Below are 19,224 nucleotides of genomic sequence, written 5' to 3'. Positions count from 1 at the left end.
TGCCGGATCTGCCTCAGCGTTTCCACCACCCAGTCGCGGGACTCTTTGGACACGCGGAGCCAAGATTCACGCAAGATCGGCCACGCGGCCCGAACGAAGTCCTCCCGGGGTCGTGCCCCGTAGTTGCGGACGAGCGCATCCGCGGGGTTGCTTTGCAGATCCCCGAGGAGGTCGCGGCAGAGGACCTTGAGTAACGCTGGTGAGAAGTTGGCCCACTCAAACCTGTACCGCGGCACTCCACCCCCATTCTCGTCGTTCTCCGGCTCAGCACCCGACAAGCCAGCCCCCGCGGTAGCGATCATCGCAAGGTGTCCACCAACATCCCGGAGTAACGACCATCACGCCTACTTGTTCGGCGCGTCGCCCTTTCCCACGACCTATTGCGCTTCCTTCTGAACTGTCGCTCAGCCTCCCTAGGTTTACTAAGTAAGTCGCATTCTTGCCCCCAAAGACCATCACACCTCTTGCACACAGGTCACGAAACGATAACGCAATTTCGTCCGTATCTAATTTTTGAGGTGCACTTACCATTACCATCGTGCGACTAAAACAGTGCCCGCGATGCGCCGCAGCGATGCCAACGAGCGCCTGGCCACCCAAGCCTGGACGCCCACCGACCTGGTGTTCCCAGCAGTGCCGGCGAGCGGCATACGAGGAACGGCGCGCAGCAGCCAACGGCGCGGTAGCGGTGCGGGTCGAGGTGGTCGAGAAGCCCGTCGAGCGCATCGGGGAACGTGTCCGCGTCGAGACAACCCAAATCAAGTCGAGCCGCGCCGAGGCGGTTCAGATCGTGCTGAATTCACCTCGGGCGTGCCGCGCAGTGCTCGAAGCGTTGGCGGCCGAAGCGGACTCAGGAGGACTGAACACCACGATGCACGCTGCGACACTGCGAGCGGCCCAGCGTTTGCTCTCCTCGCTCGAACGAGCGCGACTCATCGACGGCTAGCGCCGGCTCTATGACCCAAATTCCATAACCCGCGTCGGGTGATCCCTACTGACCGTCGAGCCACGCCGGTCGTGCCGTGGTTAGCGCATTGCCGTTGCCGAACCGAGCGTTTCACGACGTTTCATTGCGTTCCAGGAGGCAACGGGAATCGGGTGTGCTGCAGCGAAATTGACCGAGAAAGTTTCGACCGACCGTCGCGCAGCGTCGGTGGGCGGACTTACCGTTTAAGCATGAAACGACGCGACACGGATCGCCGCTCGGCGCAGCCCGCCGGAACGGCTATCTGTGAGCGGTACCCCGTCGGCGCTTCGGAATGAGCTGGGAAGCGCTCGCCTGGGCGAAAGACTCAGACATCGCACATCCGGTCGCGAAATTCATCCTTGTCCTGCTGGCAAACAAGGCAGACGAGAACTTCTCATGTTATCCCTCGATCCGCACGCTCATGGCTGAATCCGGCGCCGGCAGAAGCACCGTCTTGCGGGCGCTCAGCTATCTAGAGGCGCGCGAGTTCATGACGCGGCGCCCGCAATTCCACGACTCCGGGGCGCGTCGCTCCACGCGCTACTACCTCAATCACCCTCGAGCACCGCATCATTCACGCAGTACCGATCCGGGACCCCCCGGTCCCAATTCGGGACCCCCCAGTCCCGTACTGACACGGGGGCCGTCCCATAACGAGACTGGGACGGTGTCATCGCGAGACCCCACGGGGGTCCCAAACCGGGACCCCTTGAAACCATTAACCGAATCACCATCCGAACCAAGCGGCAGTGCGGCACTGGTCTTGGCGACCGTGATCGATTCGTGGAAGCTGAGCAGTCGCGCCGCCAATACGCTCTTGCCGGCCATCGAGTCCGCCCTGGCGCGCGGCTGGCCAGTCGAAGACCTCACCGAGCATCTGATTCGACATCCCCAGGGCGCACGTGAGCCCATCCGCGTCATCGGACGGCGCCTCACCGAGGCCTGGCACGGCGCAGACCCACCCGTGACGACGGTGCCGTGGTGCGGTGAGTGCGAGGACGCGCATTTTCGCACCATCACGGTCACTGCGGCCGACGGAACAGAAGCTGCGCGGTTTTGTCCACAATGCAGCCCTCAAATCCACAGGGGCCCTACGTCCGTGCAAACTTCTGGCAAAAATGTGGAAAGGTGGTGAATTATCTTGGAAAGCAACGTGTTCAACGATCTGCCGCTGCTGCTTGCGGTCCCCCACGCAGCGCAGCTGTTGGGAATCAGCCGAGCCGCAGCCTATCGACTCGTGGCCTCTGACGAGTTGCCCGTCCGTCGACTTGGTGGCCGAATTTACGTCGTCACGGCCGACTTGCGCAAACTGGTGGCATCGTGAAAGGCACTGTCCACCAGCGGGGTTCAGCGTGGTACTACAAGTTCCGCTTGTCCGAGCGGGACCCCGCCACGGGCAGATATCCGTGGATCACCAAGGGGGGCTTCGACACCGAGCGCGAAGCGTGGAAAGCGTGCCGAGACGCCATGCGCGACGCTGACCGCGGCCGAGTTGTCAAACCCTCGACCCGCACGGTCGCGCAGTTCCTCACCGAATGGCTCGCAGCCGTCAAACCTGCGCTCGACGCCACGACCTGGCGCAGCTGGAGCGATTATGCCCGCACATACGTTATCCCCCCACATCGGTGCCGAGCGCCTGCAGAGCCTTGACGAGCCGCTACTCCTGAAGCTATACGCCAAACTGCTCACCGAAGGTCGCGTCAAGCGAGACAACGACACTGTGATGTACGCCTATTGGTCCGAGCGCAATGCCTGCGGTTCCCCACCCACACCACGGCAACTGTCGGAGGCCTGCGGCACAACGATCCATGCGGCCCGCACCGCAGTACGATGCTACCGGGTAGGCATTGTGCCCAAACCGGTTTCGCCGGGATTGGCACCCAAGACCGTCCGCAACGTTCACGCCTTCCTGCATCGTGCCCTCGTTGACGCGGTGGCCTGGAAGTACCTCACCGACAACCCGGCGAGCAACGTGAAACCACCGCGTCGACCCCGCACTCGCCGGACAGTGTGGAGCGCTGAGGAGATCCGCACATTCCTGAAGTCGATCCGCGACGACCGCTTCGCCACGCTGTTCCTGCTGGAACTCACGACCGACATTCGTCGCGGCCAGGTGTGTGGCTTGAAGTGGCCGGACGTCGACCTGGATGCCGGCGTCGTCACCGTCCACGACAATCGCGTGGTAGTCGGCGGCCGGGCAGTCGATAAGGCCGGCGGCAAGACCCGCAACGCCGATCAAACCATTTCCATCGACCGCACCACCGTGGCGGCGCTTCGCCGTTGGCGCGAACTGCAAGACAGCGAGCGCGAATTCTTCGGCGACGCCTACCATTCGGGCGACTACCTCTTCACCTATCAGGACGGCCGGCCACCACACCCCGACACTATTCGTCAACGCTTCGACCGCCTGGCGGCCGCAGCAGGCCTGTCGCGCATCACGTTTCACGATCTGCGCCACTCTTACGCCACTGGCGCGCTGCGAGCGGGGATCAGCCCGAAGGTAATCAGCGAGCGCATCGGCCACGCCAACGTCGGGTTCTTCCTGGAGACCTACGCGCATGTGCTGGGCAACGACGACCAAGAGGCAGCAGAGCAAGCAGCAGAGTTCTTGCTCGGCGACGCTTGGGATGCCGGGGACGGCCCGGCGTGAGCCCACTTCGCTTGGGAATGTTGCATATAACTCTGAGGTTATATTAGTGTCGGAGTACTGGGAGATAATCCTCCTTGAGGAGGTCGAAGCCTGGTACTTCACGCTCGATAGCTACACGACGGCCGCCGTTACCGGCGCCATCGACCTGCTTAAGCTCGAAGGACCAAGCTTGGGTCGTCCAACGGTGGACAGAGTCAAGGCATCGAAGTTTCACAGCATGAAGGAGCTGCGGCCGGTCGGCACCAGCATCCGGATTCTGTTCATCTTCGACCCAGAGCGGCAGGCAATCCTGTTGCTCGGCGGCGACAAGGCGGGCAACTGGAAGAGCTGGTACGACAAGAACATTCCGAAAGCTGAGCAGCGCTACGAGAACTGGCTGGCAGGAAGTGACGACGATGGCACGACACTGGCGTGAAATCCGCGCTGAGGCGGTTGCGTCGGGGCACGTTGACCCCGCACGCGCGGATGCCGCACGCAAAGAGATGTACGACGCCGTCCAGGCGCAGCGCCTCGCCGACATCCGCAAGGCTCATCACGCCCGTCAGGCCGACGTCGCCGCGCTCATGGGTGTGTCGCAGGCCTGGGTGTCCAGGCTGGAGGGCGGCGACCTGTCCCATACCGAGTTGGGCACGCTGCAGTCGTACGTGGCTGCGCTCGGCGGGAGTCTAAGGGTCGTCGCAGAGTTTGGCGAGAGGATCGTGGAGCTAACCACTTGACGAACTCGCCCTCTTTTCGGTGTACCGGCATTCGACTTGGAGACGAGGGCCCGAACTGTAAGTTCTCGATTCCCCTGTCATTCAACTCGGCCGTGACCTGCCGCGATGAACGGCGTCCCGTACTTTGGCATGGGGACTTCATCCCAGAGACTTGTATTTTTCTGAGCTAAGCGCGGTCCACGATAGGTCTCCGCTCGGGACCGCGAGAATCAAAGCAGACGGCGCGCGAGCTTGTCGGGGACAGACTATCTAGCCCTGGGCCGCCCGACGATTATCGAGCCAAACTTCGGGCGTATCGCGCGTGCGTCAGCAGCCAGGTACTGCGTGTTTCGTTCCGTCGGTTCATCATTCGATGAGACATCCGTCGTCTGAGCGTGCGCAGTCGCATCCGTCGGGCCGCGCGCACAGAGAGCCGGCGTATTGGCGCCGACAAGTGCTGTCCGACAGACGCTTTCGTACGCCAGCGTAGCTCCGAAGCATTAGACATCACGTGCACTCCAAATGCCGCCGAAACCCACCTGGCAAACGGCGAATTCACTCCAGAAACATCTGCTCGGCATTGACTCTGTTCACCAAATCAAGGTATTATTCTGTTGTGGTTCAAGCTAATTCAACACGCAAGGCGCAGCCGACGCGGACCGTCACAGCGGACAATGTTATGACAGACCATCCCTCATGGCAAACACATGGCGATATTCGCATACGCTGCATCCGCGATGCCGATAGCGTATGGCTGATCACCTGCGAACCAGCCCAGAATGGGCAGACCCGGGTGTGTTACGAGGCGCTGCAAGGGGCGGGCACGCCGCCCGAATGGACGCTGTTCGACTGCACCCAATTGGGTGGTGCAACAACAATGGGACACCGGCTCCGCGCAATGAAGGTGGTGGCGCGATGGCGCAACACTGACCTGTGGGATGCATTGGCTACGTCAATCATCCGTCAGGTCATTCGCGCCGCCCACGCCCGGCGGCTCTACACCGCGATGTGCGCCGCATTCGGACCCCACTTCGACACCAAACACGGCGCGACCGCCGCGTTTCCCGACGCCCACACCGTGCTAGCCCTGACTGACACCGATCTGACCGAACTCGGCTTGAACTTCAAACGCGACGTTCTGCGTGCTGCTGCGCAGGCCTACCTGGCCCACGGTCAACACTGGGCGACACTTCCTCATTCAGATCTGGTCGAGGCGCTGACCGCGGTGCGACGCGTCGGCGAGTGGACAGCACGGGCCACCGTTGCCGACTACTCCAACGACTTTGCGCTCTACCCCTACGGCGACCTCGCGGTGCGCACATGGGCGGCAGCCATGGACGCCGACACCTCGTGGCCAGCGACCGACGCAGCGTTTGCCCAGGCATGGAAGAATATGGCTCAAGCAGACCTGTCCGCCTGGACGGTGTCAACGCTGGCGTTTGGAGCACTACATGGGCGGCGAGCCGCACCCGGTGCTCGGACTCGCACCGGGGCAGCCCGCTGACGTCATCTTTGTCAACGCGCCACTGCGCGATTACGAGCAGCGGCCACGAACCAACGACTTCACCCTGCCCGTGCTGGGGATGGCCTACATCGCCACCTATGCACGCGCGCAAGGCTTCGCCGCCGGCGTCCTGGACGCTGAAGCGCACGGTTTGCCGCTGCAGGCTGCCGCGCAACTGATCAACAGCCACAGCCCACGGTGGGTCGGCTTGAACCTTCTGGCTCCCACGTACGAGATGAGCGCGAAGCTGGCCGAGCTGATCAACCCGCACAGCCACCTGCTAGTGGGCGGGCATCACGCGCGCGCCCTCCCCCACCGAGTATTGCGCGATCCTCGGATGGGCAACTGCCGGGCACTGGTGATCGGCGAGGGCGAACTACGGGTTACGGAACTGCTCGGTGATCTGACCGCCCGGCAGCGCCTGCCCGCGGTCATGTGGCAAGACGACCGCGGCGACATCGCGACCGGCAACGCTCGCGGCCCTGACCGTGCACGCTGGCTGGCACCCGACCTCGACGCACTGCCGTTCGTCGACCGCACACTGCTGGCCAACGATCCAGTGGACACCGGCCAGCGGTTGCGCGCCAGCATGGTCGGCGCCCGCGGCTGTCCCTACAACTGCTCCTTTTGCGGCGCGGCCGTCTCCGCCAATCCCGACGTCACCATCCGGGTGCGCTCACCGCACAACATCATCGCCGAAATGCAACAGCTGCGTGACTCCGGTGTCACCGCGTTCCGCTTCGTAGACGACCTGTTTCTCGGGGCAAGGCGCGTCATCGCCGAGATGGTGTCCGGATTCACCGAGCAGGGCGTCGGCGACTGGGCCACCTGGGATGCCACCGGCCGCATCAACGTCGTCGACCGGCTCACTGACGAAGAGATCGAAGCACTGCACCGGCAGGGATTGCGCGAAGTGGCCGTCGGAATCGAATCGGCCAGCCCCCGGGTGCTGAACCTAATCGACAAACGCATCGATCCCGATATGACCCGACGCGTCGTCACCCGTCTTCTGGCCCACCACATTTCCGTTAAGGGGTATTTCATCTTCGGGTTTCCTACCGAAACCTCCGCCGAGATTTCCGCAACACGCACGCTCATCGAGCAGCTCTGGGCACTCAGCGACCACCACGATGCCGACTTTCGCGCCTCTGCGTTCGAATACCGCCCCTACCCTGGCACGCCGGACTGGGCGCGGCTGGTGGCGACCGGTGCCTACTCCGAAGACGAGCTGCTTGACTACCGCCCGGTGGACCTCACCGAAGGCGGCATCAACGAGTCGATGTATGACCGTGACGAATTCAACTTCGCTATCGGCCGCGACCTCGCCGCCGCACCACGCGCCGACATCCGCGCCGCACTGTCGGCGGTGGTCGCCGAGCAGCACCGCCGTGCCCAGCACAAAGCTGCGCAACCTGCAGCCGCCGACCGATGACACCCGGACTGTTTGTCACAATCGATGGCCTCGGCGGAGCCGGTAAGACCACCACTGCCCAACTGGTCGTCGAGGAGCTGCACACCCGGGCGCTGCCCGCGCTCTACACCCACGAACCGTCGGATTCGGCCACCGGCCGATTTGTGCGTGAGCAATTCGGATCGATCAACGGTCCTGCGCTGGCATGCTTGGTGGCCGCCGACCGCCTAGACCATGTCGCCAGGGTGATCTCGCCCGCCCTGGAGGCCGGCACGATCGTCATCTGCGACCGCTATGTAGCGTCTTCGCTGGTGCTGCAATCACTCGATGGCGTACCCGCCTCCTACATCACGGCCCTCAACTCGCCTGCTCCTCGCCCCGACCTGGCCGTGGTTCTCGAGGCCAGCGCCGATACCGCGTGGTCGCGCATCGTCGGCCGCGGCTCCCACGGCCGTTTCGAGGAACATCGCGCACAATCCGACGCCGAACACCGCGCCTACGCGCAGGTAGCTGCCGACCTGACAAGCCAAGGTTGGAACATGCACACCGTGGACACAGAGGCGACCGCCGCACCGCAGGTCGCCGTTATGATCGCCGATCTCATCACCGAGACGAGCCAAACACTGCAGCTTTGATCAAATTACAACATTGTTCTTTGCTAGACGGTAGTCCCCAGGCCCCGGGCGTTGTCGCAGAGCTCTGACCACGTGCGCTTCGCCAGTGATCAACAGGCCGCCACCCCGTGAATCCCTGTTATCCACAGAATCCGCTCAGTTCTGCACAATGCGACTAACAAGCGCGGTGCCGTACGGTGAGCCGATCCGGCGCGGAAGGCAGGCATGGTTGCACCAGAACAACCACAATTGCTCGGCCTCGACGTGCCCGAACTCGCCGAACGACGACGCCAGCGCACCGCGCTGAGCGTCCGCCACCTCACCCGTTGGGCCCACCGGCAGATCGGCGTCATCGCCCAGATCACCGGCGTCAGCCGACACAGCGAGGGCTTCCTGCTCTCCCAGGCGGTCAAACTCAGCGAGGAGGTCGGCGAACTGCACGCCGAGATCCTCGGACACCTACGCATGCAGCGCACCGACAAAGCGAAGGCGTTCAACACAGAGACGCTGGCAGGCGAACTCGCCGACGTCGTGATGTGCGTCGCGGTGCTCTCCCAAGTGCTGGGCGTCGACCTCAGCGACGCGCTGCAGAATAAGATGGATACCGTCGAGCACCGTATGGCCACCCTCACCACTCGCTCCAGCGGCTGACCGTGCACCATGGCATCCGCGAAGCGCTCCTGCAGGCTGCCCGTGGCGCGCACAGTCTCGTTGGCAGACAACACGATTGATTCTTGGGTGCCAACCAAGCATGGCGATAGCCAGCGCTGAGCTACGAGGCGGCCAGCCGGGCGCTTGAGATGGTTTGGTCAGTCGCCCAAGTTTACCGCCGCGACTGTCTCATAAATCTCGTCGTCAGAAAGCTTCCTTGCGAGGTAGGCGACCCAAGCTGGGGTGTACACGTACTTGCCCACTAGTTTGTTCCAGTAACAGAACTGAGTCTTGGTCTTGAATTTGTCCGCTGCCCCGGTTGCTGGGCGGACGTTGAAGTACTTCCAGGCTTGGGTGTGCATGTGCATCGTAAAGTCGCGGTCGATCTGCGCGTTGACCTGCTGAACGACTGCCCCTGGCAGGAATTCATCGACACCGCCGATCGGCACTGTGCGGTCACGAATGATGGTCCTCACTTGGTCCATCACGCCCTTCTGGTCGTCGGTGAGTTCATCTTCATGAACGAACGTCATCGCAGCGTCTGCGTCGGTTTTCGCACCCTTATGCGGAATCAGGTACACCTTGAACTCGAACCGCTGGTCGGCCGCAATGTCTGGTTCAACGGAAGTGTCGAAGTCCTGAACCCACTCGAGCACTCCCTTGGGAATGCGGGCACGCACCTTCTTGAGGGAGTCGACAGCGTCCCCGGTGATCGACGACAAAAACAGAGGGAACCGCAGCTCATCCGCGAGGCCTTCATCGTCCCCGAACAGCTCGATGACCGTTCCCTCGTAATTGAGGAGATACGCCTGAGTCTTGCCGGCGACCAACGCAGGGGTCTGCTGCACGAATAGGTGACATCTGAGTTGGCTTGCCCAGCATGGGCGGGCTGGAAGGATGTCCCCATGGCAAGGCCCTACCCCCGCGAGTTCCGCGACGACGTCGTCCGGGTCGCTCGCAACCGCGATGACGGTGTAACGATCGAGCAGATCGCCACCGATTTCGGAGTGCACCCGATGACGCTGCAGAAATGGCTCCGTCAGGCCGACATCGACGAAGGCACCAAGCCCGGCAAGAGCGCCAGCGAGTCCGGTGAGCTGCGCGAAGCCCGACGGCGGATCAAACTGCTAGAGCAAGAGAACGAGGTGCTGCGCCGGGCCGCAGCGTATTTATCGCAGGCCAATCTGCCGGGAAAAGGGTCTACCCGCTCGTGAAAGAGCTCGCCGCCGACGGGATCCCCGTCGCGGTGACGTGCCGGGTACTCAAGCTCTCCCGCCAACCGTATTACCGCTGGCTGGCCGACCCCATCACCGAGGCCGAACTCATCGAGGCCTACCGCGCCAATGCGCTGTTCGACGCGCACGCAGACGATCCGGAGTTCGGCTACCGCTACCTCGTGGAGGAGGCGCGCGATGCCGGCGAGCCGATGGCCGAGCGCACCGCATGGCGGATCTGCTCGCAGAATCGACTGTGGAGCGTGTTTGGTAAGAAACGCGGCAAGAACGGCAAAGTCGGGCCGCCGGTGCACGACGATCTTGTCGAGCGTGACTTCACCGCTGAAGGGCCAAATCAGTTGTGGCTCAGTGACATCACTGAGCACCGCACCGGTGAGGGCAAGCTCTACCTCTGTGCGATTAAGGACGTGTTCTCCAACCGGATCGTCGGCTACAGCATCGACTCCCGAATGAAGTCACAACTGGCCATCCGGGCACTACACAGCGCGGTAGCCCGACGCGGAGATGTCGCGGGGTGCATTCTGCACTCGGATCGCGGATCTCAGTTCCGGTCAAGGAAATTCGTACACGCCTTGAATCAACACGAGATGGTCGGCTCTATGGGCCGTGTCGGAGCCGCCGGCGACAACGCCGCCATCGAGAGCTTCTTTAGCCTGCTGCAGAAGAACGTGCTCGACCGCCGCCGCTGGGACACCCGAGAACAACTCCGCATCGCGATCGTCACCTGGATCGAGCGCACCTACCACCGGCGCCGCCGCCAGTCCGGCCTCGGGCGGTTGACCCCGATCGAATTCGAAGCAATCATGACCACACCGGCCAGTCAGGCCGCGTGACCGAAACTGTCACCTGATCGTGCAGCAGACCCCAGCGATGTCTCGCTCATAGCGGTGCTCAATGATGTTGCGAAGTCCAGTGAAGAATCTCAGATTAGCTTTTCGGGGATCAATTTCGGCGAATTGCTCCCTGGCTAGATCGTGCAGCCCCCGGTGCTTGTATCCGCCATCAGGGTGCCTGATCCGCCAACCTCGCTCATCGCGGATGAAAATGTCCAAGCCACTCCTCTCGAAGTGCGCCTGCAGCAGCTTGAGCCAACCCATCGACATGTGAACGATGAATGCTTCGAGCTGCCGTTCCATACCTGACCTGTTGTACAGATCAACCGCGAGCCTCACCTCGTTCTTCGAGTCTTGGAGGACATACCACCATCGCGGCTTCCTTGGCATCAGCGCAGTATGTCATTTCGACCCGCGACGAAAGACGACCATCTCGCCCGCTCGCGGTACGAAAAAGTTCGCCCTGATTGTTGACGACGGATGAGAACCCGGCCACGCCAAAACACCACCGCCTGGCAGGCGTCGTTGCGCTGCACCGAAGCATTCCCAACCTGTTCTCGAAACTTGTTAGCTTTGCGAATATTCCCAAAAGTGTTCCCAATGCCATAGAAAATGGCCCCCAGGCTTGCGCCTGAGGGCCATTTCCGCTGGTAGCGGGGACAGGATTCGAACCTGCGACCTCTGGGTTATGAGCCCAGCGAGCTACCGAGCTGCTCCACCCCGCGTTGGTAAACGAAAGGTTACCCAACACGGGCAGGCGTCTCCAAATCGCGTGCTCACCGGGCCAAGCAGCCGGTAAATCCGTTGCGGCCAACTCAGGCGGACGGATAACCTTCGACCGGCCGTCAGGCAGGAACAGCGCCCATCAGGCCAGCACATCAGAACCCCCAACCAGGAGACCGTCATGCCCGAACGCCTCGGGCACAAGCTGCTCAACTTCGCCTCCGAGATCGCCCCCGACACTGTGCAGCAGGCCCAAGTCACCGCATCGATGCCGTTCGTGCACCCGCACGTCGCATTGATGCCCGACGCGCACCTCGGCAAGGGCTCGGCTGTCGGCACCGTCATCCCCAGCAAGGGCGCGGTCATCCCCGCGGCGGTCGGGGTCGATATCGGCTGCGGCATGGTCGCCGCCAAGACCCGCTGCACCGAAACAGACCTGGTGCAAAGGTTCGACGGCGACTACCGCCCCCAACTTGCGAAGTTGCGTCAGTCGGTAGAGGACGCGATACCGTTGTCGCCGGGCAATTACAACACGAGCCTGCAACGTTTCCCGTTCACCGCCGCCAAGCACCGGGAACTGCTCGAGTTGCAGAAGACTCTCGACGTGGACCTGTCGCACAGCCCAAAGTGGATGCAGCAGTTGGGATCTCTGGGCGGCGGCAACCACTTCATCGAACTGTGCCTGGACGCCGACGACACCGTCTGGCTCTTTCTACACAGCGGCTCACGCGGGGTCGGCAACAAGATTGCGCAGCGTCACATCAAGATCGCCCTGGACAACTGCTCAGCCGATCCGTCGATCACGTTGCCGCACCGCGACCTCGCCTACCTGCGGGAGGGTACGGCCGAATTCGACCGCTACATCCAGGATTTGGAGTGGGCACAACGTTTCGCCTACCTCAACCGCGCCGAGATGATGGATCGATTCATCGACGCCTTTGCCTCATGGATGGCGGTCCAACCGCAGCTGGTGGAAACCGAGCGCATCAACACCCACCACAACTACACCGCGAGAGCGACTATCGACGGCGAAGCCGTCTGGCTCACCCGCAAGGGCGCGATCGACGCCAGCGAAGGCAAGCTGGGCATCATCCCCGGCTCGATGGGCACCCGCTCATACATCGTGTGCGGCAAGGGAAACGCCGATGGGCTGTGGTCGGCCCCGCACGGGGCAGGTCGGCGGTTCAGCCGGACGAAGGCCAAGAAATTGTTCACCGAGCAGGACCTGGCCGACGCCATGACGGGGATCGAGTACCGCCACGGAAAGGAGTGGATCGATGAAATTCCGCAGGCGTACAAGGACATTGACCAAGTCATGGCCGACGCCGAGCCGCTGGTCGAGGTGGTGACTTCGCTGCGGCAGGTGATGAGCGTCAAGGGCCAGTAAGACCGATCATCGCGGCCGGTCCGAGCCGATGGGAACGCTAGGCGCCGGTGAAGTTCGGCGGACGCTTCTCCAGGAACGCCCGCGGCCCCTCCTTGGCGTCCCGAGAGCCCATCACCTCCATGCCGAGTTCCAGCTCCCGGGTGAACGCCTCCACTTCGGGCTTGGCCAGGTTCTCCACCACCGAGGCTTTGATGTTGCGCACGGCCAGCGGGCCGTTGGCGGCCAGCCGGTCGGCCAGCTCGCGGGCCCGCTGCAGCGCTCCCCCGCGCGGTGTCACATGCCCTACCAGGCCGACCTCGTAAGCACGTCGCCCGGAGATCGGGTCTCCGACTATCAGCATGTCCATGGCGACCGTATACGGAATCTGGCGCGGCAGCCGCACGGTCGACGCGCTCATCGGAAACAGGCCGCGCTGCACCTCGCTCACGGCCAGTTGCGCGTCCTCGGCGGCCACGCGGATATCGAAGGCCTGCAGAATCTCCATGCCGCCGGCGTAGCAGTAACCCTCGACGGCAGCCACGATCGGCTTCTTGACGTAGTGGTTCTTCAGGAGCCCTTTGTAGATCACCGAAAAGTCTTGGCGGACACGCTCTTCGTACTCGTTCTCGGCCGGCTGCCCGGATATCAGCGCTCCGACCAAGCGGTCGAGGTCTGCTCCCGCGGAGAAGTGGCCACCGGCCCCCGTCATGATCGCCACGCGCAGTTCGGGATCGCTGTCCAGCAGATCCCACGCGTCGGCGAGGCGGCACAGCATCTCCGGGTTGAACGCGTTGCGCTTCTCGGGCCGGTTGAGGGTGAGCGTCAGTACGTGGCCGTCACGTTCGACGAGGACCGCGGGATCTGGCATGGTCGCCTTCCTTGGATCAGCTGTTGCATGTCGCGCCGAGTGTATGGCGACGGGGCGAGTTGGCACCGCGACGAGCGGCCCCAAAATGACGCCAAATCCGGGCTGAGACCGTACATATGAGGACGCTCACGAGAGACCGCCAGGTCCAGCGGCTATTTGGTGTTGTTGAACTTCGTGATGGCCTCGTCAAGACGCTGCAGCGCCGACCCGTACCCCGCGAAGTCGCCCTTCTTCTGCGCATCCCTGGCAGCGCCGATCGCGGCCTGAATCTCTTGCAGCGCAGCGGCTTTCGCTGGGGACAAGGCCGCGGAGGCGTCCGGTGGCGGAGGCACCGCAGCCGTCGGCGGTGGCGGCCCCGGCCCGGCAGCCGGTCCGGGCGGCGTATTGGCCGGCGGGCTGACCGGCGCACCGGCCTCGGTCGGCTGGATACCGGTCGCGGTCGCACCCGCACCCGGACCGAACAGTCCCGTCAGCGCATCGCCGACCGTCGGCCCGTAACCGATCTTGTCGTTGTACATCATCGCCACCCGGATCAGCCGCGGATACGACGACGCCGCGTCACTGGCCCCCGGCGAGGCGTAGACCGGCTCGACATACAGCAAGCCGCCCTGGCCCACCGGCAGGGTGAGCAGATTGCCCCACTTGATCCGGTTCTGATTGTCCCGGCCGATCACACCGAGATCCTGGGACACCGCCGGATCGGTGGTGATCGCATTGTTGGCCAGTTTGGGCCCGTTGACCTGACCGGGGATGGTCAACACCGTGATCTTGCCGTAGGTGTCGCGGTCCGAGCTGGCGCTGATATAAGCGGCCAGGTAATCGCGCTTGAACCTGTTCATCGCACTGGTCAGCTGATAGGAAGCCGAATTGTCGTTCTTGGCAATGTTTTTCGCGACGATGTAGTACGGCGGCTGGTAACTGCTGGCGGTGGGGTTGGGGTCCAGCGGCACATCCCAGAAGTCCGACGTGGAGAAGAACGTCACCGGGTCGTTGACGTGGTACTTCGCCAGCAGCATCCGCTGCACCTTGAACAGGTCCTCCGGGTAGCGCAGGTGGTCGGCCAACTCCGGTGTGATGTCGCTCTTGGGTTTGACGGTGCCGGGGAACACCCGCATCCAGGCCTTGAGCACCGGGTCGTTCTCGTCCTGCTGGTAGAGCGTCACGGTGCCGTCGTAGGCGTCGACGGTGGCCTTCACCGAGTTGCGGATGTAGGAGACCTTCTTGTCGGGCGCCAGTCGGTTGAAGGCCACCTCGGTGGAGTCCGCCGTCGCCGACGACAAAGACGTCAGCTCGGAGTACGGGTAATTGTCCAGCGTGGTGTAGCCGTCGATGATCCACACCAGCCGCTTGTTCACGATGGCCGGGTACACCGAGCTGTCGGTGGTCAACCACGGCGCCACCGCCTCCACCCGCTGCGCCGGGTCACGGTTGAACAGGATCTTGCTGTTGGAGCCGATCACATTGGAGAACAAGAAGTTTCGCTCGGCGAACTTCGCGGCGAACACGCTGCGCGCGATCCAGCTACCGACCGAGACGCCGCCGCTGCCGGTGTAGGTGTAGTTCTTGGTCTCGGTGCTGGTCTCGTAGTCGTACTCGCGGTCGGCGCCGGTCTTGCCGACGATCGCGTAGTCTGCGCTGGCGTTGGCGATCACCGGCCCGAAGTAGATCCGCGGCTGATCCAGCTGCGCCGGACCGTCGGACACGATGCTGCCGTTGGCGCCGACCACGTTGGCCAGGAACTGCGGGTAGCCGCCGTTCTGGTTCGGGTCGTTGGCGATGCCGCGCACGGTGTTGGCAGGCGAGGCTATGAACCCGTTGCCGTGGGTGTAGACGGTGTGCCGGTTGATCCAGTCGCGCTGGTTGTCGATCAGCCGTTCCGGGTTGAGTTCGCGGGCGGCCACCACGTAGTCGCGCAGCGCGCCGGTGCGGTCCAGATACCGGTCGATGGATAACTGCTCGGGGAAGTAGTAGAAGTTCTTGCCCTGCTGGAACTGAGTGAACGCCGGACTGACGATGGTCGGGTCCAGCAACCGGATGTTGGAGGTGGTGGCGCGGTCGGCGGCGACCTGCTGTGCGGTCGCCTGGCTGTCGCCGGCGGTGTAGTTGCGGTAGGTCACCACGTCCGGCGTCAGCCCGTAGGCCTGCCGGGTCGCCGCGATACTGCGGCTGATGTATTCGCTCTCCTTCTGCGCCGCATTGGGTTTGACGCTGATCTGCTCGACGATCATCGGCCAGCCCGCACCCACGATCATCGACGACAGCAGCAGCAACACCAGCCCGATGGCCGGAATCCGCAAGTCGCGCAGCGTGATCGCGGAGAACACCGCGGCAGCGCAGATCAGCGCGATCGCCATCAGGATCAGCTTGGCCGGCAGCACGGCGTTGATGTCGGTGTAGCCGGCCCCGGTGAACGGCTTGCCGCCGCGGGTGTGCGACAGCAGCTCGTAGCGGTCCAGCCAGTACGCGACGGCCTTGAGTAACACCAGCACGCCAACCAGGGTGATCAGCTGGATCCGCGCCGAGCGGCTCAGCGCCCCGGCCCGCCCGGACAGCCGGATGCCGCCGAACAGGTAGTGCGACACCAGGTTCGCCAGGAACGCCAGGAACACCGCGACGAACAGATAGCTGAGCACCAGCCGGTAGAACGGCAACTCGAACGCGTAGAACCCGAGGTCCTTGCCGAACTGCGGGTCGGTGATCCCGAAGTCGCCACCGTGCAGGAACAGCTGGACCCGCGCCCAGTAGCTCTGCGCTACGACACCGGCCAGCAACCCGACGGAAGCGGGAATCCCGATGCCCACCAACCGCAGCCGGCTCATGACCAGGGCCCGGTACCGCGCCACCGGGTCGTTTTCGTTGCTCGGGACGAACACCGGGCGGGTTCGGTAGGCAATCGCCAGCCCGGCAAACACGATGCCGCCCACCAGCAGACCGGTCACCAGGAAAACGACGATGCGGGTGACCAGCACGGTGGTGAACACCGAGCGGTAGCCGAGTTCGCCGAACCACAACCAGTCGACGTAGGCATCGATCAGCCGCGGGCCGGCCAGCAACAGCACGATCACACCCAGTGCGATCAGGATCAGAATCCGGCTACGCCGAGTCAGCTTCGGCATCCTTGCGGCGGGCCGCATTCCCACTGGCTACGCTCCCTGCTCTGTTTCCCCGACGGTCACAACTGTACGCATCACGCCACCCGCGGTCGGAGTCAGCAACTCGGGGTGGCCGCCCCCGACGTCATCGCGTGCAGCGCGTCCACCGCCGAACTGAGCGTCTCCACCTTGACCAGCTTGAGCCCGGACGGGATGTCGGAGACCGCTTCGTAGCAGTTCTTGGCCGGCACCAGGAACACGGTCGCCCCAGCGGCGCGGGCCGCGGCCATCTTGTGGGTGATGCCGCCGATGGGGCCCACTTTGCCGTCGACGCTGATGGTGCCGGTGCCCGCGACGAAGGTGGAACCGGCCAGGTCGCCGGTGGTGAGTTTGTCGACGACGGCAAGGCTGAACATGAGTCCGGCCGACGGGCCGCCGATGTTGGCCAGGTTGAACTGCACGGTGAACGGCGCCCACGGCGCGTCCAGCACCGCGACACCCAGGAACCCGTAGTCACGATCCTTATTGGTGCCCAGCGTGATCTCCGCGACGCCCGGCGGCTCGTTCTTGCGGCGGTAGTCGATGGTCACGACCTGACCGGGTTTGGTGTTCTTCAACATCCCGGTGAACTGCTCGACGTTGGCCACCGGCGTCCGGTTGACCGCGTCGATCGCGTCGCCCGGCTTGAGCTTCCCCGACGACGGGCCGCCCTCGCTGACCGTCGCGACCGTCACCGCCTCGGGGAACTTCAGGTAGCCCAGCGCGGCGTACTCGGCGCTGTCCTCGGAATTCTTGAAGTCGGCGTCGTTGGCCTTGTCGACCTCGTCGCGCGACTTGCCCGGCGGGTAGATCAGATCGCGCGGCACCAGCTGCTCCTGACCCGAAATCCACAGTCCCAGAGCCTCACCCAAGGTCAGGTCGTCGCGCTGGGACACCGTCGTCATGTTCAGGTGACCCGTCGTCGGATGCGTCTGGGTGCCCTCGATGTGGACCACCTGGCTGCCGTCGACCTCTCCGAGGGTGTCGAAGGTGGGGCCCGGACCCAAGGACACAAACGGCACCTTGGCCACGGCCAGCAGAACGCCGAACACCACGATCGGGACGAGCGCGACCACCAAGGTCAGAATCCGCCTGTTCACGCCGAACACACTAACCGGCGCGGGTCACACCCCGTTCAGCTACGAGCGTGACCACACCTCGCGCTTTCCCGTTCCGCGATGAGTACCGTTGACGTTATGGCTGACCTGCCCTTCGGCTTCTCCTCGGGAGACGACCCCGATCGCGACAAGCGGCGCGAGAACGATCCCGAGTCCGGCGCCAACCCTTTCGGATTCGGCGGCGAGTTCGACATGGCCAACCTCGGCCAGTTGTTCACCCGCCTGGGTGAGATGTTCGGCGGTGTCGGCAGCGCCATGGCGTCGGGGGCATCGGGCGCGGGCGCCGGCCCGGTCAACTACGACCTGGCCCGTCAGGTCGCGTCCAGCTCGATCGGCTTCGTCGCACCCATCCCGGCCGGCACCAACTCGGCGATCTCCGACGCGGTGCATCTGGCCGAGACCTGGCTGAACGGCGCCACCGCACTACCGGCCGGCACCACCCGGGCGATCGGCTGGAGTCCTACCGACTGGGTGGACAACACCATCGGCACCTGGAAACGGCTGTGCGATCCGATGGCCCAGCAGATCTCGTCGGTGTGGGTCTCCGCGCTGCCCGAGGAAGCCAAGGGCATGGCCGGGCCGCTGATGCAGATGATGTCGCAGATGGGTGGCATCGCGTTCGGGTCGCAGCTGGGCCAGGCCCTGGGCCGGCTGTCCAAGGAGGTACTGACCTCGACCGACATCGGACTGCCGCTGGGCCCCAAAGGCGTGGCCGCGATCCTGCCGGACGCCGTAGAGGCCTTCGCGTCCGGGCTCGAACAGCCCCGTAGCGAGATCATGACGTTTCTGGCCGCCCGCGAGGCCGCCCACCACCGGTTGTTCAGCCACGTTCCCTGGCTGCCCAGCCAGCTGCTGGGGGCCGTCGAGGCATACGCGGCGGGCATGCAGATCGACATGTCCGGCATCGAGGAGCTGGCCCGCGATTTCAACCCGGCCTCGCTGGCCGACCCCGCCGCCATGGAACAACTGCTCAGCCAGGGTGTGTTCGAACCCAAGGCCACCCCGGCCCAGACTCAGGCGCTGGAGCGGCTGGAGACCCTGCTCGCGCTGATCGAAGGCTGGGTGCAGACCGTGGTCACCGCGGCATTGGGCGAGCGGCTACCCGGCGAGGCGGCGCTCAGCGAGACGCTGCGCCGGCGTCGGGCCAGCGGCGGTCCCGCCGAACAAACCTTCGCCACCCTCGTCGGCCTGGAACTGCGGCCCCGCAAGCTGCGCGAGGCCGCGGCCCTGTGGACGCGGCTGGAGCAGGCCGTCGGGATGGACGCGCGAGACGCCGTCTGGCAACACCCAGACCTGCTGCCCAGCGCCGAGGACCTCGATGACCCTTCGGCGTTCATCGACGGGGTGGTCGGCGGCGACACCAGCGGGATCGACGCCGCGCTGTCCGACCTGGAAGCCGAACTGGGCCGCGAGAACCGCGGCAACGACGATCCCGGCGCTGTGGATAACTGAGGACGC

General features: G+C 64.1%; 19 protein-coding genes and 1 tRNA gene. 14 read left to right on the top strand and 6 right to left on the bottom strand.

The features are described 5' to 3' along the window. Positions 1 to 574: 574 nt before the first annotated feature. From MKCMC460_RS08315 to MKCMC460_RS08265, 11 genes are all read left to right on the top strand, one after another. The gene (locus tag MKCMC460_RS08315) at positions 575 to 946 is read left to right on the top strand and encodes a hypothetical protein (protein WP_236981463.1); all 372 of its coding nucleotides are present in this window, start codon (positions 575 to 577) and stop codon (positions 944 to 946) included. 313 nt (positions 947 to 1,259) lie between these two features. Then, complete coding sequence (locus tag MKCMC460_RS08310) at positions 1,260 to 2,102, top strand: helix-turn-helix domain-containing protein (RefSeq protein ID WP_238305524.1); 843 nt, start codon at positions 1,260 to 1,262, stop codon at positions 2,100 to 2,102. A 6-nt stretch (positions 2,103 to 2,108) separates the two neighbouring features. Then, positions 2,109 to 2,291, top strand: coding sequence for a helix-turn-helix domain-containing protein (locus MKCMC460_RS08305; RefSeq protein ID WP_238305522.1), 183 nt, complete (start codon positions 2,109 to 2,111; stop codon positions 2,289 to 2,291). Then, a complete protein-coding gene (locus MKCMC460_RS08300; RefSeq protein ID WP_238305520.1) occupies positions 2,288 to 2,617 on the top strand; it encodes an Arm DNA-binding domain-containing protein in 330 nt (109 codons plus the stop codon). The genes MKCMC460_RS08305 and MKCMC460_RS08300 overlap by 4 nt, the downstream gene beginning before the upstream one ends. Beyond that, entirely contained in the window at positions 2,562 to 3,617 is a 1,056-nt protein-coding gene (locus MKCMC460_RS08295; protein ID WP_238305519.1) for a site-specific integrase, read from the top strand. Before MKCMC460_RS08300 ends, MKCMC460_RS08295 begins: the two co-directional genes overlap by 56 nt. A gap of 64 nt (positions 3,618 to 3,681) precedes the next feature. Beyond that, positions 3,682 to 4,032: a type II toxin-antitoxin system RelE/ParE family toxin gene (locus MKCMC460_RS08290; RefSeq protein WP_236983879.1), complete on the top strand. Its 351-nt coding sequence runs from the start codon at positions 3,682 to 3,684 to the stop codon at positions 4,030 to 4,032. Beyond that, positions 4,013 to 4,333 carry a helix-turn-helix domain-containing protein gene (locus MKCMC460_RS08285; protein ID WP_238305518.1) on the top strand — a complete coding sequence of 107 codons (321 nt, stop codon included), beginning with the start codon at positions 4,013 to 4,015 and terminating at the stop codon, positions 4,331 to 4,333. The genes MKCMC460_RS08290 and MKCMC460_RS08285 overlap by 20 nt, the downstream gene beginning before the upstream one ends. 559 nt (positions 4,334 to 4,892) lie before the next feature. Beyond that, the gene (locus tag MKCMC460_RS08280; protein ID WP_238305517.1) at positions 4,893 to 5,816 is read left to right on the top strand and encodes a hypothetical protein; all 924 of its coding nucleotides are present in this window, start codon (positions 4,893 to 4,895) and stop codon (positions 5,814 to 5,816) included. Further along, entirely contained in the window at positions 5,764 to 7,248 is a 1,485-nt protein-coding gene (locus tag MKCMC460_RS08275; protein ID WP_236981459.1) for a B12-binding domain-containing radical SAM protein, read from the top strand. Before MKCMC460_RS08280 ends, MKCMC460_RS08275 begins: the two co-directional genes overlap by 53 nt. Beyond that, entirely contained in the window at positions 7,245 to 7,862 is a 618-nt protein-coding gene (gene tmk / locus MKCMC460_RS08270) for a dTMP kinase (protein ID WP_236981458.1), read from the top strand. Before MKCMC460_RS08275 ends, tmk begins: the two co-directional genes overlap by 4 nt. A 204-nt stretch (positions 7,863 to 8,066) precedes the next feature. After that, entirely contained in the window at positions 8,067 to 8,492 is a 426-nt protein-coding gene (locus MKCMC460_RS08265; RefSeq protein WP_236981457.1) for a MazG nucleotide pyrophosphohydrolase domain-containing protein, read from the top strand. A 158-nt stretch (positions 8,493 to 8,650) separates the two neighbouring features. On the opposite strand, the gene MKCMC460_RS08260 is transcribed toward MKCMC460_RS08265, so the two are convergent. After that, positions 8,651 to 9,340 carry a hypothetical protein gene (locus tag MKCMC460_RS08260; RefSeq protein WP_238305516.1) on the bottom strand — a complete coding sequence of 230 codons (690 nt, stop codon included), beginning with the start codon at positions 9,338 to 9,340 and terminating at the stop codon, positions 8,651 to 8,653. 57 nt (positions 9,341 to 9,397) lie between these two features. Between MKCMC460_RS08260 and MKCMC460_RS08255 the strand changes: the two genes are divergently transcribed. Continuing rightward, positions 9,398 to 10,560 (top strand): IS3 family transposase gene (locus MKCMC460_RS08255; RefSeq protein ID WP_142283724.1). Its coding sequence is split into 2 segments (ribosomal slippage): positions 9,398 to 9,682 and positions 9,685 to 10,560, totalling 1,161 coding nucleotides; the frame shifts between segments, so codons are not numbered across the junction. 9 nt (positions 10,561 to 10,569) lie between these two features. Here MKCMC460_RS08255 and MKCMC460_RS08250 read toward each other — a convergent pair. Beyond that, complete coding sequence (locus MKCMC460_RS08250) at positions 10,570 to 10,950, bottom strand: DUF3644 domain-containing protein (RefSeq protein WP_370653091.1); 381 nt, start codon at positions 10,948 to 10,950, stop codon at positions 10,570 to 10,572. Between the two features lie 258 nt (positions 10,951 to 11,208). After that, positions 11,209 to 11,285, bottom strand: a tRNA-Met gene (locus MKCMC460_RS08245). Positions 11,286 to 11,464: 179 nt separating this feature from the next. Between MKCMC460_RS08245 and MKCMC460_RS08240 the strand changes: the two genes are divergently transcribed. Continuing rightward, positions 11,465 to 12,670: an RtcB family protein gene (locus MKCMC460_RS08240; protein WP_236981455.1), complete on the top strand. Its 1,206-nt coding sequence runs from the start codon at positions 11,465 to 11,467 to the stop codon at positions 12,668 to 12,670. A gap of 37 nt (positions 12,671 to 12,707) precedes the next feature. Here the strand turns inward: MKCMC460_RS08240 and MKCMC460_RS08235 are convergent, their stop codons facing one another. From MKCMC460_RS08235 to MKCMC460_RS08225, 3 genes are all read right to left on the bottom strand, one after another. Continuing rightward, positions 12,708 to 13,517, bottom strand: a complete 810-nt coding sequence (locus MKCMC460_RS08235) for a crotonase/enoyl-CoA hydratase family protein (protein ID WP_236981454.1) — start codon at positions 13,515 to 13,517, stop codon at positions 12,708 to 12,710. A 152-nt stretch (positions 13,518 to 13,669) separates the two neighbouring features. After that, complete coding sequence (locus MKCMC460_RS08230) at positions 13,670 to 16,657, bottom strand: UPF0182 family protein (protein ID WP_236981453.1); 2,988 nt, start codon at positions 16,655 to 16,657, stop codon at positions 13,670 to 13,672. Positions 16,658 to 16,725: 68 nt separating this feature from the next. Next, a complete protein-coding gene (locus tag MKCMC460_RS08225) occupies positions 16,726 to 17,748 on the bottom strand; it encodes a PDZ domain-containing protein (protein ID WP_236981452.1) in 1,023 nt (340 codons plus the stop codon). A 78-nt stretch (positions 17,749 to 17,826) separates the two neighbouring features. Here MKCMC460_RS08225 and MKCMC460_RS08220 point away from each other — a divergent pair, with 78 nt between their 5' ends. Further along, positions 17,827 to 19,218: a zinc-dependent metalloprotease gene (locus tag MKCMC460_RS08220; RefSeq protein ID WP_236981451.1), complete on the top strand. Its 1,392-nt coding sequence runs from the start codon at positions 17,827 to 17,829 to the stop codon at positions 19,216 to 19,218. The last annotated feature ends 6 nt before the right edge of the window (positions 19,219 to 19,224 follow it).

Source organism: Mycobacterium sp. 20KCMC460 (assembly GCF_022179425.1).
Lineage (GTDB): Bacteria > Actinomycetota > Actinomycetes > Mycobacteriales > Mycobacteriaceae > Mycobacterium > Mycobacterium kiyosense.
This window is presented reverse-complemented; position numbering and strand designations above follow the sequence as displayed.

What these genes read in the sequence shown, in the direction of transcription:
- MKCMC460_RS08315 (WP_236981463.1), top strand. Translation starts at nt 575, where the DNA reads ATGCCAACGAGCGCCTGGCCACCCAAGCCTGGACGCCCACCGACCTGG.
- MKCMC460_RS08310 (WP_238305524.1), top strand. Translation starts at nt 1,260, where the DNA reads ATGAGCTGGGAAGCGCTCGCCTGGGCGAAAGACTCAGACATCGCACAT.
- MKCMC460_RS08295 (WP_238305519.1), top strand. Translation starts at nt 2,562, where the DNA reads ATGCCCGCACATACGTTATCCCCCCACATCGGTGCCGAGCGCCTGCAG.
- MKCMC460_RS08285 (WP_238305518.1), top strand. Translation starts at nt 4,013, where the DNA reads ATGGCACGACACTGGCGTGAAATCCGCGCTGAGGCGGTTGCGTCGGGG.
- MKCMC460_RS08275 (WP_236981459.1), top strand. Translation starts at nt 5,764, where the DNA reads ATGGGCGGCGAGCCGCACCCGGTGCTCGGACTCGCACCGGGGCAGCCC.
- tmk (WP_236981458.1), top strand. Translation starts at nt 7,245, where the DNA reads ATGACACCCGGACTGTTTGTCACAATCGATGGCCTCGGCGGAGCCGGT.
- MKCMC460_RS08265 (WP_236981457.1), top strand. Translation starts at nt 8,067, where the DNA reads ATGGTTGCACCAGAACAACCACAATTGCTCGGCCTCGACGTGCCCGAA.
- MKCMC460_RS08250 (WP_370653091.1), bottom strand. Translation starts at nt 10,950, where the DNA reads ATGCCAAGGAAGCCGCGATGGTGGTATGTCCTCCAAGACTCGAAGAAC.
- MKCMC460_RS08240 (WP_236981455.1), top strand. Translation starts at nt 11,465, where the DNA reads ATGCCCGAACGCCTCGGGCACAAGCTGCTCAACTTCGCCTCCGAGATC.
- MKCMC460_RS08235 (WP_236981454.1), bottom strand. Translation starts at nt 13,517, where the DNA reads ATGCCAGATCCCGCGGTCCTCGTCGAACGTGACGGCCACGTACTGACG.
- MKCMC460_RS08220 (WP_236981451.1), top strand. Translation starts at nt 17,827, where the DNA reads ATGAGTACCGTTGACGTTATGGCTGACCTGCCCTTCGGCTTCTCCTCG.